This window comes from Marinobacter sp. MBR-105 (genome assembly GCF_053628895.1).
In genome coordinates this window covers 132,260-150,516 of the sequence record NZ_JBRJHG010000010.1, presented here as the reverse complement: position 1 = coordinate 150,516, position 18,257 = coordinate 132,260, and the positions used below count along the sequence as shown (strand labels likewise).

Here is an 18,257-nt window from a genome sequence, read left to right as displayed (position 1 = left end):
AAGACCAACATAAAAAAAGCGAATGGAGAAACAATATAGGCCCATAACGCACCTGTAACACTAATTATACTCACTAATCGAGCCTGGAGAGCCAATGGTGCATGCCGGAAGCATTCATGATTACTCTCAACGTGAAGTCCGTACTTCTCTGCCAGATCCTCTTTTTTCTCCAGGCGCCGCAACTTCTTGGGCGGGTTTCTTGACATGAAGGTGGGTGGCATCACTTCACGAGTATTACCCCACGGTAATCGTAAGCTGGCTGAGCGATCTAATCCGGTTCGGTTTAGTTCCTGAGTCTGATTGCTTAGCTGGGGAATCGAGTCAGAACGGTAGCTATGCGGTCCATAATAATCGCTCGAGCTACCGTGCGGAGAAGAATCAATTGACATTTTCTTGAACTCTTTGACTGTACCAAAATGGCTGGTCTTCACTGCTAAAGTCAGGTTTGGAATGGCGCTCGTCCGTTTCACTAAACACGAGAGGGTCTTCCGGTGGAGGTGCCGGGAATACCATTAACAAGGATTGTAGCGATTGCCTCGCCTGTATCTGGACTTTTGCCTTCCATCCATAAGTTCGCGTTTCCCATGCCTCGCTCTGCCAGACCGCGGTATCCAACTTACGTCTAGCGCTCTCAGGTGCATCCAGATAAACATACAAACCCGCACCAACGTTCTCGGTCATTAGTACATATGGTTTCAGATCAGCTCCTTCTATTCGGTTATTCCGAACGTGACCCGATCTACCTTTAGCAACTGCAATCGTTTCGTTGAGTTGGAGCTTTGGTAAAACACTGACAACCCCGCCAGAACTGAACAATTCAGGAATGGCGCTCTCAATAACAAGACGTTCACCAGCCATCGACAAAGCGGCTATCTGATCATCGCTATAGCCTTCCAGAACGCCGTCTCGCGCCATTCGTCGCAAGGGATTGTATTCAAGTCTGACCGTGACGCCCATTAACTGGCTGATCAAGCGATAGTAGGCTTCGTCTGGCTTTTTCAAGAAGGGTTTCTCCGCCAATGGCCCGAAAGGCCCATGCCGCATCCAGATGTCGAGCGGTTCGTCGCTGAATGCGAAAACCGTCGCCAGGCCCGCTACGGCCAGGATAACACCTACCGCTAGCCAACCTTTCGGTCCTAACACCAAAAGAAGTCCTGATTTACCTACAACACTTGCGAATCCGAAAGCGATCCCGCTACCCGCCAGCAATCCATAGCCGAACGCCGCTTTGTGATTACCCATCCGATACTCGTAATAGGCGTCCCACCCGGCATCCAAGGCCATAAAAAAACCGGCTGCGGCGCCAAGACCGCTTCTTACTGTTAGTGGAGCACCAAGCGATTTAACGAAAACTCTTCCAATGTCTTCTGGCAGTTCGAGCGCCAAGATCTTGGATGGCCCCAGTACCCACCGTTCACTAATTGCCGTGCCTGCAACAAACAAATCAAAACCAGCACTAAACTTCCGAAAATCCGCACGCAGCTGGCCTTTTACCCTGCCATCTTGAGCTGACGCCGACCAAACACTCGCAGTGTTAAACACCTCAATCAAACCAACAAATACCGGAAAAGCCGGCTTATTCAACACCCGATATAAACGACTGGATCTGTTACTGTTAATTTCTGCCTGATCAATCTTGTTCGCCGCATCGTTCGCGGCCTCCAGGTCACGGATATACTGTTCTTTCTTCGCAACACGGCTTCTCCGGCTATCAATCTCTTGCTCGAATGCTTTGAGTTCCCGTTCCGCTCGGGCAACTTCAGCTTTTGCTGCCTCGATTCTTTGCGCAGCGGCAGCCATTGCCGCGGCGGGGGTGCCGGGACTCGGCCCAACGAGCTCGTCGAGTTCAGCTAACGCACGCACCGCTTGCCGGAAGTCAGACTCAGCTTTCCGGATATCCTCAATTAACGTCACAACCGTTTCTGTTTTAGGGACTGCCAGCACGTATACATCCTCAGCAACCTCGGATGCGATACCCGCAGCCTTGCTGCGTCTTTTACTTGTTGACGCGCGAACGTCAGGTTCTTCGCCTGCCTGTATCAAGTCCCCAAAAAGCTCTACAGCCCGCTTTCCAGTTCCAGACTTGAGCTCAGCCTCACTAAACTCGAAGATGAAATAATCTTTCTGACGCGCTTTCGAGAGTCGCATCAACTCTACTTTCCCTAGAAGCTCTGGTAGGGACCGACGTAATTGCTCCAACGAAACAGAATAAAGCTTCATTCTGCCTGCAACCGCCGTTTTCATGATTGATTGTTTCTGCCGGCTCAGTTCTTTGAAGCGTACGTCGAGCTCGATCAGTTTGTTCCGGATCGCCTCAAGCTCAGCTTCTTTCCCTCTGAGGTTGTTAATTCTCCGTTCGATGTTCCAGCGTTGGTTTTCAAGATTGGAGATTTCTATTCGAAGCTCTGCCAACTGCTTCTTTATAGCCGCCAGCTTTGCATTTCTCGCCTCAATAGCTTGGCTGGCATGATGAATCGCAGCCCACATATTGCCGTGGACACTCATCAAAACCTGACTACCGAGCCTCATGTTCGCCGTCAGAAGTGTTTCGTAGGACCCTGCGGCAGCTTCGACTGCTAATTCAAGCCCATCGATCGTTTTTAGTTCATCAATATCGGGAAGATCGGTAATAGACATGGCAGCGAGTTCCGTTTCGCGGAACTGCCCGTTGCCATGATTGACCTGAGGCTCTGCCGGAGGTTGATACGGTTTTTTCTGATCTTCCGGGCTGAAGCGGGGGAACAGCAGAGAGTAGAGAACTCGACTGTGCCGGCCCTCACACAGCCCCTGTAACCAGTGTTTTCCTTCACCATCGACCGCACCCTCAACGTCAATGTCGAGGGCATCACATTCCGCCGGTTCGGTGACAAGGTTCATAACCAGAGATGTTACGAAATTGAATGCACCAGCGTAATCATAGCTGTCATGAGTGAACAAATCCGTCAGAACATGATGGGTGCGTTCGTTTGATAGCAATTCCAATAGCTCAGAATGCACCTTCTCGAGATAAGCTCGCCCCATCTGACGCTCAGAAACCGCAAGCGAGCGTTCAAGCTCTGCTCTGCCCTGATTATTTATTTCCGCCATGTGCTTGTGAAGCTGATTAGGCTCCGACGCAATGTGTTCTGGCTCGATTACAGAATGGACCAGCAAGGCAGAGTCAAAGTATGGTCTTGCCTTGGCGCGCCGCACAGCGGCATTCATATACCAGGCCGCCACCTGTCGACGACGCTGGTTGTATCGAAGCTGGTAGATCGGATCGTCCAGCAGAATAACGCCAATGCCACGTTCTTTTGCATTGATCGTAGCATCCGTCTCAGCAGTTCCAGAGCCAGGCCAAGTGAAGGGCTCTGGGTCCTCTGGCCGACACTGCTGTATCAATGCCTCCTCAGCCTGGTGCAATGATCGATGCAGGCAATTGCTGAGAGCAGTCATCTCCGGTCTTTCGTCTTCGGCGATCGGGTCTTCGGGATCCGGACTTTCCTGCCTCTGGTGAATGGACTTTGCTTTTTGCATAGCCCGATCCGGATAGGTTCCCTCTAAATCCAACAGATAGTCATCGGGGCGATCAAACTGCCACTCCAATGCGGGCACCCGGGAGCGTTGCGGTGAAAGATACTCCGCAAGAAATGCAACACTGTTACCGCTGGAAGTATTGGAGTTCTCTACACTTTCCTTCGTTTCTGATCCAAAACGCATATCGATGCTAACGCAACGACTTTCCCGGTCTGTAGCGGAGCGCTCCAAATGCATCACGCGCTCTCCCGGCCACTGCGATTCGCTGAAGGCCATCTCCAATGTCAGCCAATCACTTTTAATCCGGGCCGGTATCCAGATTTCACTCATTGCGGACCCAGTGACTTTCCGGTATCCAGACTCTAGCTGACCACTGCGCGAACGATACTTGGTAAGCGCCACATCGTGATACGAAGTTTGCCCTTCTTCATCTATGCGGATTTCAATTTCACGCCATAGCTTTTCCTTGTAAAAGATATACAGGAACCCTGCACGAGCCAGAACCTGGCGGGCAGGCTTCTGCCCATGTAGCTCTATGCCAGACAACAGGGTCGCCGGCACGACCGGTAGTACGACGTGGCGTTGATGCTCAACTTCCCTTTCGGTGCTGGTCGCATCATCCAGAAATGGCACCCGAATCGGGCCATCTTCAGACTTGATTTCTATCCAGACATTCCTTGAGGGCTGCCCCTTCCAGGGCCAGACATGCAGAATGGAATTTTCCAGAGGTTCTATTTCAACCTGTTTCTCCAACCACTCTTGCTGCTCGTAGTTGGATTCATCAAAGATTCGAAAAGCATGCCCATCCGGGTGCTCTTTGCCGATAACCTCAATAATCAGCGATTCGTCCTCGCAAGTCGGGCTACAACCAGTTGTAGACTGCTTTGCACTATTCTCAGACATCCCTGTCATTCCTTGCGTTCTAAACGTATCAATTCGGACTCAGGCCTCTGGCTTGTTCAATGCCTGCCACTGAGTTTCTGAAAGCGTTGGTACGGGCAACATAGTGAACAGACTTGGTCTGTCGGTGGTTTGCCAACGTTCCTGACCGCTTTCTCCGTACCAATAAATAACCCGTTCAATCACATCCGCCTGGTCTTGAGTACCCGGAGATAAGCGTTGCCATACCTCAGGGTCGTAAAGTCGCAGCAGGCCCTGTCGTTCCCCGTCAAAGCGCACTGTCAAGCGAGCCCTTAGCCAACTCGTCACGGACTCAAGGCTCTCAGAGGACTCCAGAATCAGCCCGATAAGCCGCCCTTCTTTCAAGCCTTTCAAAGCCCACTGATACTCCGGGCTCTGCTGTTTAGCCTCCAGAACAACGGGGCTTTCGGCCAGGTACTGTTGCCAGTCAGTCTCAGCAAACAGATAAAGCCACTTCGGAGCGTCTGTCTGTTCATACAAAGACCGCACAACTGATGGTTTCCGCTGCGCCTCCAGCACTAAAAAAAACACCTTGTCAGTCGAAGGTTGTGCAAATACCACAATGGGCTCCTTCACGTATCACGCTGTCTGATTCTTACCGCAAGGACAGTTCCCAAGCGGACAAGTGCCATCGGGTTTCTGCTGGCACTGCTCAACAATAGCCGTTCGATTCATCCGAGCCTGTTTCAGTCGGTGGGCAACGATGGCTTTTGGCTGAGCACTCGCTCTCTGGCTAACCTCCGCCAACGCCTCCGGCGCCACTGCCCCGCCAGCAGCCGTCACCAACCCCGGCATCTCCGGCACCTGCACCTTCTGCCCACTGCCTTTACCTGCAGCCCCACCGGCATTCATCTTGATACTCGCGCCCCCCATGGCCACGCCACTGGGATCGATCTTTACGAAGCTGCCGCCGGCTTTCAGGGTGATCTCAGCGCCGGCTTCGATCACGGCTTTCTGGCCGGCTTTGATGTGCAGTTCGGTGCCGGAATTGCTGAGCCAGGCGGTGCCGGCTTTCAGGTGCAGAGTACCGGTGACATTTAAGCTGTGGTCTTTGCCGGTTTGCTCGCGCTTTTCGCCGTCCACGGTGTGATGGCTGTTGCCTTTGGTGTGGCTGAAGCGGTTGTTTTCCACCGTCAGGTGGCTGTCGTTCCTGATGACTTCGGTGCGGTTGTTTTCCGTCAGCAGGTCCAGGTCTTTCTGGGCGTGCACGTAGATCTGTTCTTCGCCGGCTTCGTCTTCAAACCGCAGTTCGTTGCTGCCCTCGCCCTTGTGGGTTTTGGTCTTCAGGGTGGTCCGGGTTTTGTGTTCCGGCAGCGCGTACGGCGGTGTATTGGTGGCGTGATAGGTTCTTCCGGTGATGATGGGCTGGTCCGGGTCGCCGTCGAGGAAGGAGACGATGACTTCGTGGCCAATTCTGGGCAGAGCCATAAAGCCGTACTGGCCACCCGCCCAGCCCTGGGCCACGCGCAACCAGGCGCTGCTGTGTTCGTCGTTCTTTGAGTATCTATCCCACGGGAATCGTACTTTCACCCGGCCGTACTGGTCGCAGTGGATTTCTTCCCCGTCCGGGCCAGTGACCAGAGCCATCTGGGGGCCGTCCATCACAGGTTTATGGTTGCACAGGGGGCGCCAGGTTTTGTCGGCCGGGATGGCACTGAAGGTGTTGTGGTAGCTGGTGGGCTCACTGCCACCCTCTTCTTCCAGGGCCTGGGGCTGTTTGCCGGTGTGGGTGATGGCGGTGAGCAGCCATTCCCGGTTCAGAGTCTGGCTGTCGTGGTCCTGCAGTTCCACTTTGGCGCCGGGGGTGAAGTCCGGGCGGTTGCTTTTGCCGTTGGCCATGGCGGCGTTGTTTCGCAGGGCATCCAGTTTGTTCTGGGTGAACGGCTGGCCGCTGGCGTCGGCTTTGTAGCGGCCGGGGTAGTCGTAGTGCTGGTAGTCTTCCCGGTGGTTAACACCGCCGGCATTTTGTTCGTGCATCAGGGCGTAGGCGGGGTTCTTGAAGGTGTAGTCCTTCATGGCCACGGTGGCGGCTTTGACCCGTTCTTCGTAGGCAAACTGGAACACGCAGGCCTGTTGGGTGCTGCCACCGGCTTTGGTGTTGCAGGTGACCGGGTCCAGTTTCGGGGCGTCGCCGTGGTGGTCGGCGAGAATCAGTGCCGGTTGTTCTTCACCATCCACGCTGCCGTGCTGGTAGCGGTAGTGCCAGCCTTCTTCGGCGGCCAGGCGTTCCAGGAACTGCAGGTCGGTTTCCCGGTGCTGGACGCAGTATTCCCGTTCTTCCGGTGGGCGTTTGAAGTCGAAGATGGAGTCCACAATGCCCCGCTCTTCGAGCAGGGTGCGCACGATGGCGTCGGTGGTCTGGGTCTGGAAGATGCGGCTGTTGTGCATCAGGCCCAGGCGCCACAGGGGCGGCTGGATGACCACTTCGTAGCGGGTGCGGCGGTGGCCGGTGTCGCCCCGCATAAATTCGTTCACCACGCCGGTGAACCGGCGCAGGGGCTGGCCGTCCTGCCACACCACCAGGTCTACCGGCTGTTCCAGTACATCGGCGGCGGCCACATCCGGGTCGGTGCTGGCCAGCTGCAACCGGCCATGGAACAGATCAGACAGACGTTCGGTCAGCGCGAAGCCGACAACGACAAAGTGATCCGAGGGGAATTCGCCTACACGGGCGGTGAACTGCAATCCGCTTGCCTGGGGCATGACTTCGATCCCTGAAGATTGAATGTATCCGTTTTCAGCCTGCGCCATCCGGGTGCCGGCTCCCGCCAACCCGGGCACAAACCCGGGCGACGGGACACAGTTTAATACAAGCTGCGGGGTATGCGGTACCCTGAGAGCAATTGCTCTGTGAACGGGTTGGTATTGCTGGCCGCGTGCAGGCGATAACGCATTTCCCCGTCATCCACCGTGAACTTCACGTCCACCGCATTGCTGCTGACACCGGTAATGTCCGCTTTACCCAGCAGCCGGAACAGTGCCCAGGGACCGCTCTCGGAAATACTCCGGGGCGAGCGGTTAACCTGAATCGGCACCAGCGTTACCCGGCTCTCCACGGTGTCCCGCAGGGTGTTTGGCCATACCAGCGGAATGCTCTGGCTGGGGCCATGGGAGAACTCCACCAGCTGGCCATCGATGTTCACCACAGAGCGACGTTTGTTGTTGCTGAGGTTCAGGGGTTCCAGCGCGAATTCCACATCCAGCGTACCGCTGCGGGTAAAGAACGCCTGGCGAATCTGCCGGGCGCGGTCCAGCGCAGCAACCACGTCCCGTCGCACCAGGCTGGCCCGGCGGGCATCACCCACATGTTCCGGATGGTCTTCCAGGAACAGCTTCAGGTTGTCGTTGTAGAAGGTTTCCAGAATACCGTCCGGCGCGAAGAAGCGCTCAAAGTCCTGAAGTGCGGCATCACGTCCTGCTCCCTGGGTAAACGGATAATGCCGGGCCAGGTTCTGCTGGAATGGCTGGTAAACTTCGCGATACCAGTCACGCTCCAACTGGGCTACCGCACTGTCCAGAACCACCCGCCAGCTTTCGGTGGCCAGGCGGTTCAGTATCCGGTTCAGGGGTTCCGGCTGATGACCGGCCATGCGCTGCAGGGTGAAGATGGGGTCGGCGCCCTGCAGACCCATGCGGGCACGGGCGGCACTGAGGGCGGCTTTGCCGGTATCCGGGGATTCCTGGATGCTACGCATGTATTCATGCAGCTCACCCACCACCAGCATGACTTCCTCCAGCCCAGACGGCTCCTCACCCTGCTTGCGGGTAAGCTGGTTCAGATCGCTGAACTGGCGCTCTATGTCCTGCAGCATGCGGTAATGGGGGGATTGCTCAAGCAACTTGCGTGCGGCTTCCGCTTCGCCTTCACCTACCGGAATCAGGCGGGTGTTTTCCCGCACCTGCGCCAGCAATCGGGCCAGTGGCTGATGGCCGCTGGTCAGGCTGTCGAGAATACGAACGCCGTGGTTGAGATCCTCAAACCGATGGATATCCAGCCGGCTCAGCGCTGTGCGCCAGGCCTCGGCATAGTGCTCGGCGTACAGCGTTTGCAGGCTGGCCAGCAGTTCGGCTTCATCGGCCTTGCTGAAATCAACATCATCCCGACGGCCCAGCACCCAGGCGTCAATCAAGGCCAGTTCGGTGACCGATCCGGATTCCCGAAGGAACCATTTTTCCAGTCCCTCCCGGGTCAACAACGCTGGTATCGAGAGTGGATCCTCAGCAGACGGCACATCCTCGGCAAGCGGCTCGCCGTAACTGTCCAGGCGCGTGAACACGGTCGAGAACGCCGGGCCGGAGCTGCGGGCCAGTTCCAGTGGGGTCGGGAAATCACGGCTGGCCTCGTTCTCCAGCTCGCGGTATACGCGGTCTGAGGTGCTGATACGACCAAGCTCGTGCTGTGCCCATTCAACACTGCTGCGGAAGGGCGCCAGAGCCATAGTGGCGGTTGGGTCGCCGTTGGCTGCCAGGTCCGACAGGTCAGTGTGGGCCATGGCGTATTGCAGGTGCCCATACAGGCGATTCTGCACATCGCGCTGGCCGGGGAAACGGGCCTGCCAGTATTCACGCATGTAACCGGACACGATGTCGGTACGGCGGCCGCTGGCATCGTATAGCATCCGCAGCACGCGCAGGTGTTCGAGCCGCTCAGTGCTGTTATCCGGGGCCTGGCCCATTTCCTCCATCACACCAAACATCAGCGCAGGCAGGTATTGATAGGCCAACATGTTCAGGTAGGCCTTATCCACTTCCGGGCCCACCTTGTGCCCCTGGTACAGCCCCATATCGGTCACCAGCGGCCACTCCTTGCGGTAATCGCCGAAGGCCAGCGTGGCATCCCGCAGCTCATCCAGCGGTTGCAGAAGATTACGGCCGGTGGTGTCCGGCTCATAGCCAACCGGCTGCCAGTCGTTCAGATAGCTTTTCACTCGGTTTTCCACCTGGGCGGCCGCTTCGGCATTCTGAAGAAAATAATGCTGCCAGCCCGCGGTCATGCCCGCACCGGCGGCCAGAGCCACCACGGCGGCTACCGCCACCCGACGATGACGCTGGCGCACCACCCGCCGGTTATCCCCGGCCAGGCCCGCCTCCGGATAGATGATTTCGGGGAACAGGCCCTTGGTGAACAGGCTCGCAGACTGGCCACCACGCTGGGCCGGCTGAATCGGGTTCGACATCTGGTAGTTCCGGGCAGCAGCGGAGACAAAGGCGTCCTCGGGCACACCTTCCTGCAACACCGAGGTGAAGTAGGTGCCGCGTACCAGTGCCGGCGTGGAGAAAGCATCCGCCGACAGCAAATCCGTCAGGAACTGCTCCATGGCGGGCTTCAGGCCCGCCAACTGGCGGGTGAACGAATAAGCCGCCGCCCGTTCTTCGTTATCACGGGTGTTAGCCAGCACGTCCGGCAGACGTTCGGTGAGCTCATCCACCATATCGGCGTAACGCTCGGCAAACTGTTCCAGCCACTGGTCCTGATCCTGCTGGCCGTCCAGCCTGAAGGTGAACCCGAGGGCCTTGTCCTTCTCCGCCTTGCTGAGAGTACGGACAAACGGCGCAAATCCGTACATCAGATCCATCTTGGTGAAGATCACATACACCGGCAGCCGTGACCCAAGCTGTTCCATCAGCTCCCGCAGGCGGGTGCGCAGCAGAATGGCGTGGGCTTCACGCTGTTGTTCGTTGGCGGCACTCAGGCGCGCAAGATCCACAGCCAGGATAACGCCATTGAGCGGCCGCTGGGGCCGGCTGCGTTCCAGCCAGGCGATAAAGTGGTTCCACAGCCGGCTCTGGATTTCGCCAGTGGCGCCCTCACCCTGGTTCTGGCTCAGCAGTTCGCCATCCGGGTCGATCAGGACACCGTTGTCGCCAATCCACCAGTCAAAACTGAACGGGTTACGGTCGCCACGGTTGTTACGGGTGACGTTGGTCAGGGTATAGGTTTGCCCGGCACGCTGAATCAGGCTGGTCTTACCGGCATCTTCCAGGCCCATCACCAGATACCAGGGCAGACGGTACAGGCCCTTGCGACCCGGCAGATTGCTTTTCAACGCCTGCAGCTGGCGGTCCAGCAGCCGCTGTTGGCGACGCTCCATGGGCAGAATCGGGTCTTCCTGCTCCCGCTGCTCCTCGGCCTTGGCCCTGTTCACTTTACCCAAGCGACGGGCCAGCATGGTACCCCAGACCATCACCACCAGCAGGACCACCCCGAGGGTGACCAGAGCACGCATCTGCCAGGCCATCAACGGGTAGTCGCCGTTGATTTCCAGGCGTGGCCCCAGCCACCAGGTGGCTACCAGCAGGGCAATTACCCCCAGAGCCAGGGTGACGGGGGCGGCGCTGCGGATGTAGGGCAGAAGCCAACGACCAATGAGTAATGCTTTTCTCCACATGGTTTCCATTCCTGCGTTCGTTGCGTCTTGCGGGCGTTACGCCAGTCGTTCCAGTTGTTTTATAAGAGCCGGTTCCCAGTCATCGAGAACCCGCCCCTGGATCTGATTTTTCAGATCCTGAATCTGTTCGGCGGCCAGGGCTTTCAGGCCGGTTTCCTTGAGCAGCCGGGCCGTGGCCAGGCGCCAGTAGAAGCGCTCGCGCGGCTCCCGGGCATCGGCCAGACCCTGCTCCAGCAGTTCCATGGCCGGCGCCAGTTTGTTCTGCCGCACCAGCTCAAGCGCACCGTCGAATGCCTGCTCCCAGGGATTGGCACCTGCGCCCGTTCCTTTGCCAGCTGCCGGGGCTGTGTGCAACCAATCTGCACCATCGTCACTGAGAAACGGTGTGCCATCGTTGAAGGTGAGCTCGGCCAGTTGCGGCAGGCGGTCGACAAACGCTTTCAGGGCTTCCCGGATGGCCTCCGCGCAATCGGTATTGCCAAGGGCCATGGCCGCCCGGGCGCTGAGCCAGTGGCCATCGAGCCAGAACGGGCTGACCGACAGGCTTTGTTCAATGCGCTGCCACAGTTCAAGGTCCGGTGTTTTCTCCAGAGCTTCCTTGTACTCGGCCACCCGATCTGCACTGACGGCGGCCAGGTCTGTGCGCTTGCCATCCCGGGTTGGCGGCAGGCTGGTGATACTCTGCCAGATGGCGTACCGACGCATGCGGTAGCCCAGGGCGTTGTCCGGTTCGCTGCTGGTCAGCAGTTCGGCGACCCTGAGCAGACTCTGTCGGGTCGCACGCTCGTTACTCGGGTCCAGTGTCAGATTGCCCAGCGACGCGGCCGTGGTGTTGGAACTGGCCGAGCTGGAGGGCGATGAGCTGGCCGTGCTCTCCTGTTTGTTTGTCGAGGTGCTTTCAGAAGCTGTCCGGGGCGCCGTGGCCTGATCCGGCTTGGGCAGCTTTTCCACGGCCCGCTTCAGGTCGAACAGGGCGGCATCAGGCAAATCCCGGTCTTTGGCCTGGGTATCCAGTTTCTCAACCAGGTCCAGACAGAACTGACGACCATCTCCTACACTGGCATCAAAGTTCAGGCTCTCGACCGCTTTGAGGGCCCGCTGCAGCATCTGGGTAAACAGCATCTTGCGGGCCCGCTGCCCCTTGGCACCGGGATAGGGCCAGGCGTTTTCCCACCAGTCGTCCAGCACCCGATGCAGCAGGTACAGCGACAGGGCAAACCGTTCACCATCGCCGCCGCGTTGCAGGCTGAGCATGACAAAACCCAGCACCTTGATGTCCTTGCTGCGATCCGCCAGCAGTTTCAGTGCTTCGCTTTCAACCTTGTGCCAGTCGATGTCGTTGTGGGCCAGCGAGCCCACTTTCATGATCTCGTCTTCGAGAAACTCCAGCGTGCTGTCTTCAGCCAGGCTTTCGCCGACCCCGGTGTCACCCGGGATCGGGTTCAGTACCTGGTCCACGTAAGGATGCTGTTCAATCACCTGCATGCCATCACTCCTTACCAGCCACAGGCCTGGCGCAAAGGCTTGATCGCCTCAGCAAAGCCGTTGAGGTCAAACAGCAGGCCATCAAGCTCCCGAACCCCCGCCTGCAGGCGCACATCCGGCTGGTTGACCACATCCAGTACGGTGCGGATAGCGGGCAGGCCGCGACCGGCGCTGACCACCAAACCTTCATCCCTAACCCGCCAGTGTGCCCGATGGGGCCCCAGAGTTACGTCCACTCGCTCGCGATCCAGTGGCTCCGGCAGCATGATGGCCAGCTCGGTGATGTTGTTGTGGCACTGCAGCGACAGCACCGGGCGTGGAGGTTTTACCCCGAGCGCGGTCACCGTCACCAGATGACCCGCCGCGCTGCCGGTGTCGCGATAGACCACCCCGCCGGCATCGTTCCCGCTGGCCTGTGCAAACACCCGGCGCCAGCGCTCCGACTGGTTCACCAATGCCGGATGCTGGCCGGCCTCGTACTGCGCCAACGGCGTACCGAACACCTCATCAAAACAGGCCAGACGTTCCAGCCGGTTCGGTTGTTCAGTGCAGGCCCGGGCTTCCGCCAGGCGGGTATCGGCCCAACTGCTGGTACTCACCAGCAACAGGACCATCAAGGGCAATCGGTGCAGGTCTTTCAGGGTCATACGTCGGTTACCTGATACTTCAGACATTTATGGGCCAGTGTGCGTTTTGGCAGGCCCAGGCTTTCCGCGGCCTGGGCGCGATTGCCGCCATACTGGCGCAGACGTTCGCGGATGATGGCGGCCTCAAAGGCCTGGGCGGCGGCTTTCAGGTCTCGGATATCATCGGCCGGAGGTACGCCCGGGATGGTTTTGGCTTCCACGAAGGCCATGGTCGACTCCGGGGAGTCGGCAAACAGATCATCCAGGCGCAGGACTTCCGGCTGAATGTCGTCACCGGCCGGGGTCTGCAGACAGGCCAGTTCGATGATGTTGCGCAGTTCCCGGACATTGCCCGGGAAGTGGTAGTCGGCCAGCGCACTCAGGGCATGGCTGCTGATGCCCAGCGGGCCACTGCCCTCGCGCTCGGTGTAGAGCCGGATGAAGTGACGGCTGAGCGCTTCCAGATCTTCACTGCGTTCCCGCAGTGGCAGAACGCGCAGGGGAAACTGGCTGAGGCGGTAGAACAGGTCACGCCTGAACCGGCCATCCTCAATGCCCTCCTGAAGCGGCTGATGGGTGGCCGCCACCAGGCGGAAATCCGAATGTTGCTCTTCCCTGGCGCCCAATGGCCGGAACTGTCGGCTTTCCAGCACCCGCAACAATTTGGATTGCAGTGCCATGGGCATATCGCCAATCTCATCCAGAAACAGGGTGCCGCCGTTGGCCTGGGCCAGCAGGCCTTCTTTGGCCTGGTCGGCACCGGAGAAGGCACCCTTGGTGTGACCAAACAGTTCACTCTCCAGCAAGGTGTCCGGGATGGCGGCACAGTTGACCACCACCAGAGGCCCACTGGCACGGTCGGACATATCGTGGATGCCCCGGGCCACTACATCTTTGCCACAACCGGTTTCGCCCTGAATCAGCACAGACAGCTGGCTGCCAGCCGCTCGCACCACCTGGGCCCGGAGGTGGGTCATGGCTTCGGAATTGCCAACCAGGGTATAGGCTAACTGGCTGCAGCGCTGGCGCAGGCTTTCGGCATCGTGCAGGTGGTCCAGGGAGCGCTTGAGCAGCCGCCGTTGCCACACCTGGTCACGGGTTTGCAGCTGGCTGATCCATTGATGCACCAGCAGTTGCTTCAGGCCGCTGTACAGTGGCTGCGTAACGATGCCCTGCCAGTCAGGATGGTCGCCGCACAACACGAGCATGCCGAGGGTGCGGCCATCTTCGCCCTTTAATGGCTCCAGCCAGAAGCTTCTTGGGCGGCCACTAAGTTCCAGGAGCGTCTGGAAGCCGGCATGATCCAGGCGATAGCTGGCAGCACGGGTGAGTTCCCGCGGCTGGCCTGTCTGCAGCACGTGGGCAAAGGGGTGGCTGAAGTCGTTACAATCAAACTCGCCCGCTTCGTCCAGTTTGCTGCAGTGCAAGGTCCGGCCGCTGAGGTCGAGTTCCAGCGCCCAGCACTTGCTGAGCCCGAAGGCGCTTTCGAGTTGGCGGGTGGCGGTGTTCAACAGCGCTGGCAGTGTGTCCTGTTTGATCAGTGCCACCGCCAGATCGATGCCGGTGTGCAGTTCCTTCTGCATCCGTCCCATTGATATCGTTCCTTCTTCATGGAGATCGCCGCCCGCACACCGTGGGGGATAGCTTTCCAAAACACGCTGTGAATACATCCCTGTAAGCTCCGCTCCGCCCCTCACTGCTTACTGCTCCTGCGTCGCAGTGAGGGTCCTGTCTTGGCCATCCCTGGCCAACCCGTGAAGGGCTTTCGCCCTTCACCCATGGCTCCGCAGGGTTTTGGAAAGCCATCCCCCACGGTGCGCTACGATTCAGTCAGCCCGAAAGTCAGGCGACTGTGCCCGTGAACTTGTTTTCAGTAACCCCAAGCGTCACCTTCGTCACCGGCTCCCTGGCCGCCAGTTTTTCCAGCAGCGCCAACGACACCGGTGGCAGCAGTTCGCCTTCGATGATCGACTCCAGCATCCGCGCGCCGTTTTCACTTCTGGTGGCGCGGCTGCGGATGGCTTCGACCAGGCCGTCTTCCAGTTCCACCTCGGTGTGGTAACGAGCTTGAATCTGATCCGCCAGGCGCTGGAGTTTGTCCTCAACGATGCGGTTAAGAGTGTCTTCACCCAGCGGCAGGTAGGGCACCACTTCAATCCGCGCGAGCAACGCCGGCTTGAAGAAGTTGGCCAGTTCCGGGTACAGCGCTTCTTCGATCTTCTCCGGCTCTTCGGCGTGGTTGACGATGGTCTGGAAGCCGAGGTTGGAGGTCAGGAAGAAGACCACGTTCTTGCAGTCGATCAACCGGCCTTCGCCGTCGGCCAGTTCGCCTTTGTCGAAAGCCTGGTAGAACAGGTTGAGCACTTCCGGGTGGGCTTTTTCGACTTCGTCGAGCAGCACCACGGAATAAGGCTTCTGGCGGATGGCTTCGGTGAGGATGCCGCCTTCTCCGAATCCGACGTAGCCTGGGGGCGAGCCGATCAGGCGGGAGACAGTGTGTTTCTCCTGATATTCGGACATGTTGATGGTGGTGAGGAACTGGCGGCCGCCGTAGAGCAGTTCAGCCAGTTGCACCACGGTTTCAGTTTTACCTACGCCACTGGGGCCCACCAGCAGGAAGGCACCCATCGGGCGGCCCGGTCGGCGCAAGTCGGCGCGGGCGGTGAGCAGGTGCTGGTGCAGGCAGTCGATGGCGGTGTCCTGGCCTTTGATATGGGCCTGCAGGTACGCCGGCAGATGGGTGATTTTTTCCAGCTCGTCGGTGGTCATGCGATTAACCGGGATGCCGGTCCAGTCGGCGATGACTTCGGCCACCTGGCGGGCATCCACCCGGGCGTGTACCAACGGTTCGTCGGCCTGGAGTTCAGCCAGTTCCTGTTCGATGGCGGAGGCTTCGCTTTTCAGGTCCGGGCGTTCTTCGCGATCGCTCTCGGCCAACTCAACAGCAACGTCATCTGCGGTTTCGCGCTCGACATCCCCCACCAACAGCTGTTCACGGATCTCGACCAGCCGGGCAACAAGCTCCCTCTGGTCATTCCAGCTTTGTTCCAGTGCTCCGGATTCGGCGGTCAGGTCGGCAATCTTCTGTTCCAGGGCCTGTTCGCGCTCGGCATCCACGTTCTGGCCAAGCGTGTGTTCCCGGCTCAGAAGCTCCTGTTCCATGGCCAGCTGGTGCAATTCACTGCGCACATGGCTGAGACGGCGTGGCGGTGTACTCAGGTTCAGGCTGACCCGGGCGCATGCGGTATCGAGAACATCGATGGCCTTGTCCGGCAGCTGGCGACCGGCCAGATAACGGGCGGACATTTCTGCGGCGGCTTTAAGGGCGCTGTCGGCGATCAGTACCTGATGGGCTTTTTCATAGACCGTGCGCAGGCCACGGAGGATGTGGACAGCTTCGCCCGGCGTTGGCTCGTCCAGGGCCACCGGTTGGAACCGGCGGCTGAGAGCCGGGTCTTTTTCGAAGTATTTCTTGTACTCGCGCCAGGTAGTGGCAGCGATGGTGCGCAGTTCGCCACGGGCCAGGGCTGGCTTCAGCAGGTTGGCTGCGTCGGAGCCACCTTCGCTGTTACCCGCGCCGATCAGGGTGTGAGCTTCGTCGATGAACAGGATGATCGGGGTCGCCGAACCTTTCACGGCTTCGATCACGCCCTTCAGGCGTTTTTCAAACTCGCCCTTCACCGAGGCACCGGCCTGCAGGGCACCCATGTCCAGGGTCCAGAGTTCGACGTTCTTCAGGCGGTCCGGCACGTCGCCGTTGACGATGCGCAGGGCCAGGCCCTCCACCACGGCGCTTTTGCCCACGCCTGCGTCGCCCACCACGATGGGGTTGTTCTTGCGGCGACGGCATAGGATATCGATCATCTGATCGATCTCGGCATCGCGACACACCACGGGGTCCAGTTTGTCTTCCCGGGCCAGCTTGGTGAAGTCAGTGGCATAACGTTTGAGCGGGTCCATATCGGCTTCAACCGCTGGCCTGGCACCACCGCTTTCCGTCAGCTGCGGACGCTCCACAGAACCCTCGGTTACCCGATCAAACTGCTTGCGCAGCTGTTCCCGGTTGATGTCCACCAGCGCCTGCGCCACCCGGGGCATCAAGTAGCGATCGGCGTTCATCAGCAGGGCCAGGAACACCGCGCCGGAACGCAGTTCGGTATGGCCGAGTTCGGTGGAGGCCAGCAGCCAGGCGTCCTGCATCAGTTCTACCAGCAGTGGCGAGAACGACGGATACGGTTCGGCGGTCTGAGGTTCGCCATTCAGGCTGTCACCCACCACGGGTTGCAGTTGCTGGTGGTTGATGCCGGTGTGTTCGAGGATCTGGCGCACATCCGAGAACGGCGTTTCCAGCAGTTTGAACAGCAGGTGCGCCGGGGTAATCTCGGCGCCCTGACGGCTGATGCACAGGGCCGCGGAGGCTTCCAGAGCCTGGCGTGAAATGTCGTTAAGGCGCCCGATCAGCGCCGGCAGTTCTACCCGAATCACAGTGATGTCCTTATTTCGGTAGTTGTTCCAGAACGCTGAGCACATCCCTGATGCGTTCGTTCAGCGCCATGTTATAGAGCGAATAGATCCCGGCCATGGCCGCCACAAACAGGCCACCAATACCCCACAAGGGCAGGCCGCTGCGCAGGCGGTTGCGGGCCGGCATCAGGTTTTCCGTAGCGTCGGCCAGCGGCCGGCTGTCGCGGTCGCCACGCAGTTCGCGAAGCTGGTCATAGAGGCCACGAACCACCTGTTCGTATTCGTCCCGACCGTTTTCCATAACCTTGTAGCGACCCTCAAAACCCAGACACAGGCACAGATAGATGAACTCGAGCATGTCCCGGTAACGAGTCGGCTCTTTTTCCATGCGGGCCAGGATGGCAAACACCTTTTCGCCACCCCAGGTTTCGTTATGGAATCGGCTGAGTAGCGAATGCTGTGACCAGACGCTGTGGGCGCCCCAGTCAGTGCCCAGCACGGCCTCGTCGATGAAGGCGCAAAGCACGTAGCGGTAGGCCACCACCGTGGGGCGCTCATAGCCCTGCTCCACCAGTTCCCGGTCAACGGCGGCGACTTCGTCCACTACCTGCTGGTACAGGGTTTCCACCTCGCGGAAATCCGCCAGTCGCCGCACCCGAATAACCAGTCCCAGCAGCGGGGTGGCGGCGTCAATCAGCCGGTTATCTTCCAGGCCACGAAGCTGGAAGCTGCTGTCATCGGATTCAACCGGCGACTGGCCGGCGCCGCTATCGGCAAACAAAAGGTCGCTGAATGCACGATCACCCGAATCCCTGGTGTTGTCTGGTCTGTCCATTACCGGTGCATCTGCCATGAT

Annotated in this window: 9 protein-coding genes; all 9 read right to left on the bottom strand. The window is 58.9% G+C overall.

The genetic code is table 11. The features are described 5' to 3' along the window. Window positions 1-378: 378 nt before the first annotated feature. The 9 genes from ACSSVV_RS13200 to icmH all read right to left on the bottom strand — a co-directional run bounded on the left by ACSSVV_RS13200 (window position 379) and on the right by icmH (window position 18,254). Window positions 379-4,419, bottom strand: a complete 4,041-nt coding sequence (locus ACSSVV_RS13200) for a hypothetical protein (protein WP_454106369.1) — start codon at window positions 4,417-4,419, stop codon at window positions 379-381. Between the two features lie 39 nt (window positions 4,420-4,458). Further along, window positions 4,459-4,956 (bottom strand): DUF4123 domain-containing protein, encoded by a 498-nt coding sequence (locus tag ACSSVV_RS13195; RefSeq protein ID WP_454106373.1) that lies wholly within the window; start codon window positions 4,954-4,956, stop codon window positions 4,459-4,461. A gap of 60 nt (window positions 4,957-5,016) precedes the next feature. Continuing rightward, a complete protein-coding gene (locus ACSSVV_RS13190; RefSeq protein ID WP_454106368.1) occupies window positions 5,017-7,140 on the bottom strand; it encodes a type VI secretion system Vgr family protein in 2,124 nt (707 codons plus the stop codon). A 101-nt stretch (window positions 7,141-7,241) separates the two neighbouring features. Continuing rightward, a complete protein-coding gene (tssM, locus tag ACSSVV_RS13185; RefSeq protein WP_454106367.1) occupies window positions 7,242-10,835 on the bottom strand; it encodes a type VI secretion system membrane subunit TssM in 3,594 nt (1,197 codons plus the stop codon). Between the two features lie 27 nt (window positions 10,836-10,862). After that, on the bottom strand, window positions 10,863-12,311 hold the full coding sequence (gene tssA, locus ACSSVV_RS13180) for a type VI secretion system protein TssA (protein ID WP_454106366.1): 1,449 nt from the start codon (window positions 12,309-12,311) through the stop codon (window positions 10,863-10,865). 11 nt (window positions 12,312-12,322) lie between these two features. Further along, window positions 12,323-12,958 (bottom strand): type VI secretion system-associated protein VasI, encoded by a 636-nt coding sequence (gene vasI / locus ACSSVV_RS13175; RefSeq protein WP_022991308.1) that lies wholly within the window; start codon window positions 12,956-12,958, stop codon window positions 12,323-12,325. Then, entirely contained in the window at window positions 12,955-14,520 is a 1,566-nt protein-coding gene (locus ACSSVV_RS13170) for a sigma-54 interaction domain-containing protein (RefSeq protein WP_023008681.1), read from the bottom strand. Before ACSSVV_RS13170 ends, vasI begins: the two co-directional genes overlap by 4 nt. A 259-nt stretch (window positions 14,521-14,779) precedes the next feature. After that, window positions 14,780-17,467 (bottom strand): type VI secretion system ATPase TssH, encoded by a 2,688-nt coding sequence (gene tssH, locus ACSSVV_RS13165; RefSeq protein WP_454106365.1) that lies wholly within the window; start codon window positions 17,465-17,467, stop codon window positions 14,780-14,782. After that, window positions 17,433-18,254 (bottom strand): type IVB secretion system protein IcmH/DotU, encoded by an 822-nt coding sequence (gene icmH, locus ACSSVV_RS13160; protein ID WP_023008683.1) that lies wholly within the window; start codon window positions 18,252-18,254, stop codon window positions 17,433-17,435. Before icmH ends, tssH begins: the two co-directional genes overlap by 35 nt. Between the last annotated feature and the right edge of the window lie 3 nt (window positions 18,255-18,257).

Coding starts and splice junctions, on each gene's coding strand:
- ACSSVV_RS13200 (WP_454106369.1), bottom strand. CDS start 4,419: ATGTCTGAGAATAGTGCAAAGCAGTCTACAACTGGTTGTAGCCCGACT.
- icmH (WP_023008683.1), bottom strand. CDS start 18,254: ATGGCAGATGCACCGGTAATGGACAGACCAGACAACACCAGGGATTCG.
- vasI (WP_022991308.1), bottom strand. CDS start 12,958: ATGACCCTGAAAGACCTGCACCGATTGCCCTTGATGGTCCTGTTGCTG.
- tssH (WP_454106365.1), bottom strand. CDS start 17,467: ATGTGCTCAGCGTTCTGGAACAACTACCGAAATAAGGACATCACTGTG.
- ACSSVV_RS13170 (WP_023008681.1), bottom strand. CDS start 14,520: ATGCAGAAGGAACTGCACACCGGCATCGATCTGGCGGTGGCACTGATC.
- tssA (WP_454106366.1), bottom strand. CDS start 12,311: ATGCAGGTGATTGAACAGCATCCTTACGTGGACCAGGTACTGAACCCG.
- tssM (WP_454106367.1), bottom strand. CDS start 10,835: ATGGAAACCATGTGGAGAAAAGCATTACTCATTGGTCGTTGGCTTCTG.
- ACSSVV_RS13190 (WP_454106368.1), bottom strand. CDS start 7,140: ATGCCCCAGGCAAGCGGATTGCAGTTCACCGCCCGTGTAGGCGAATTC.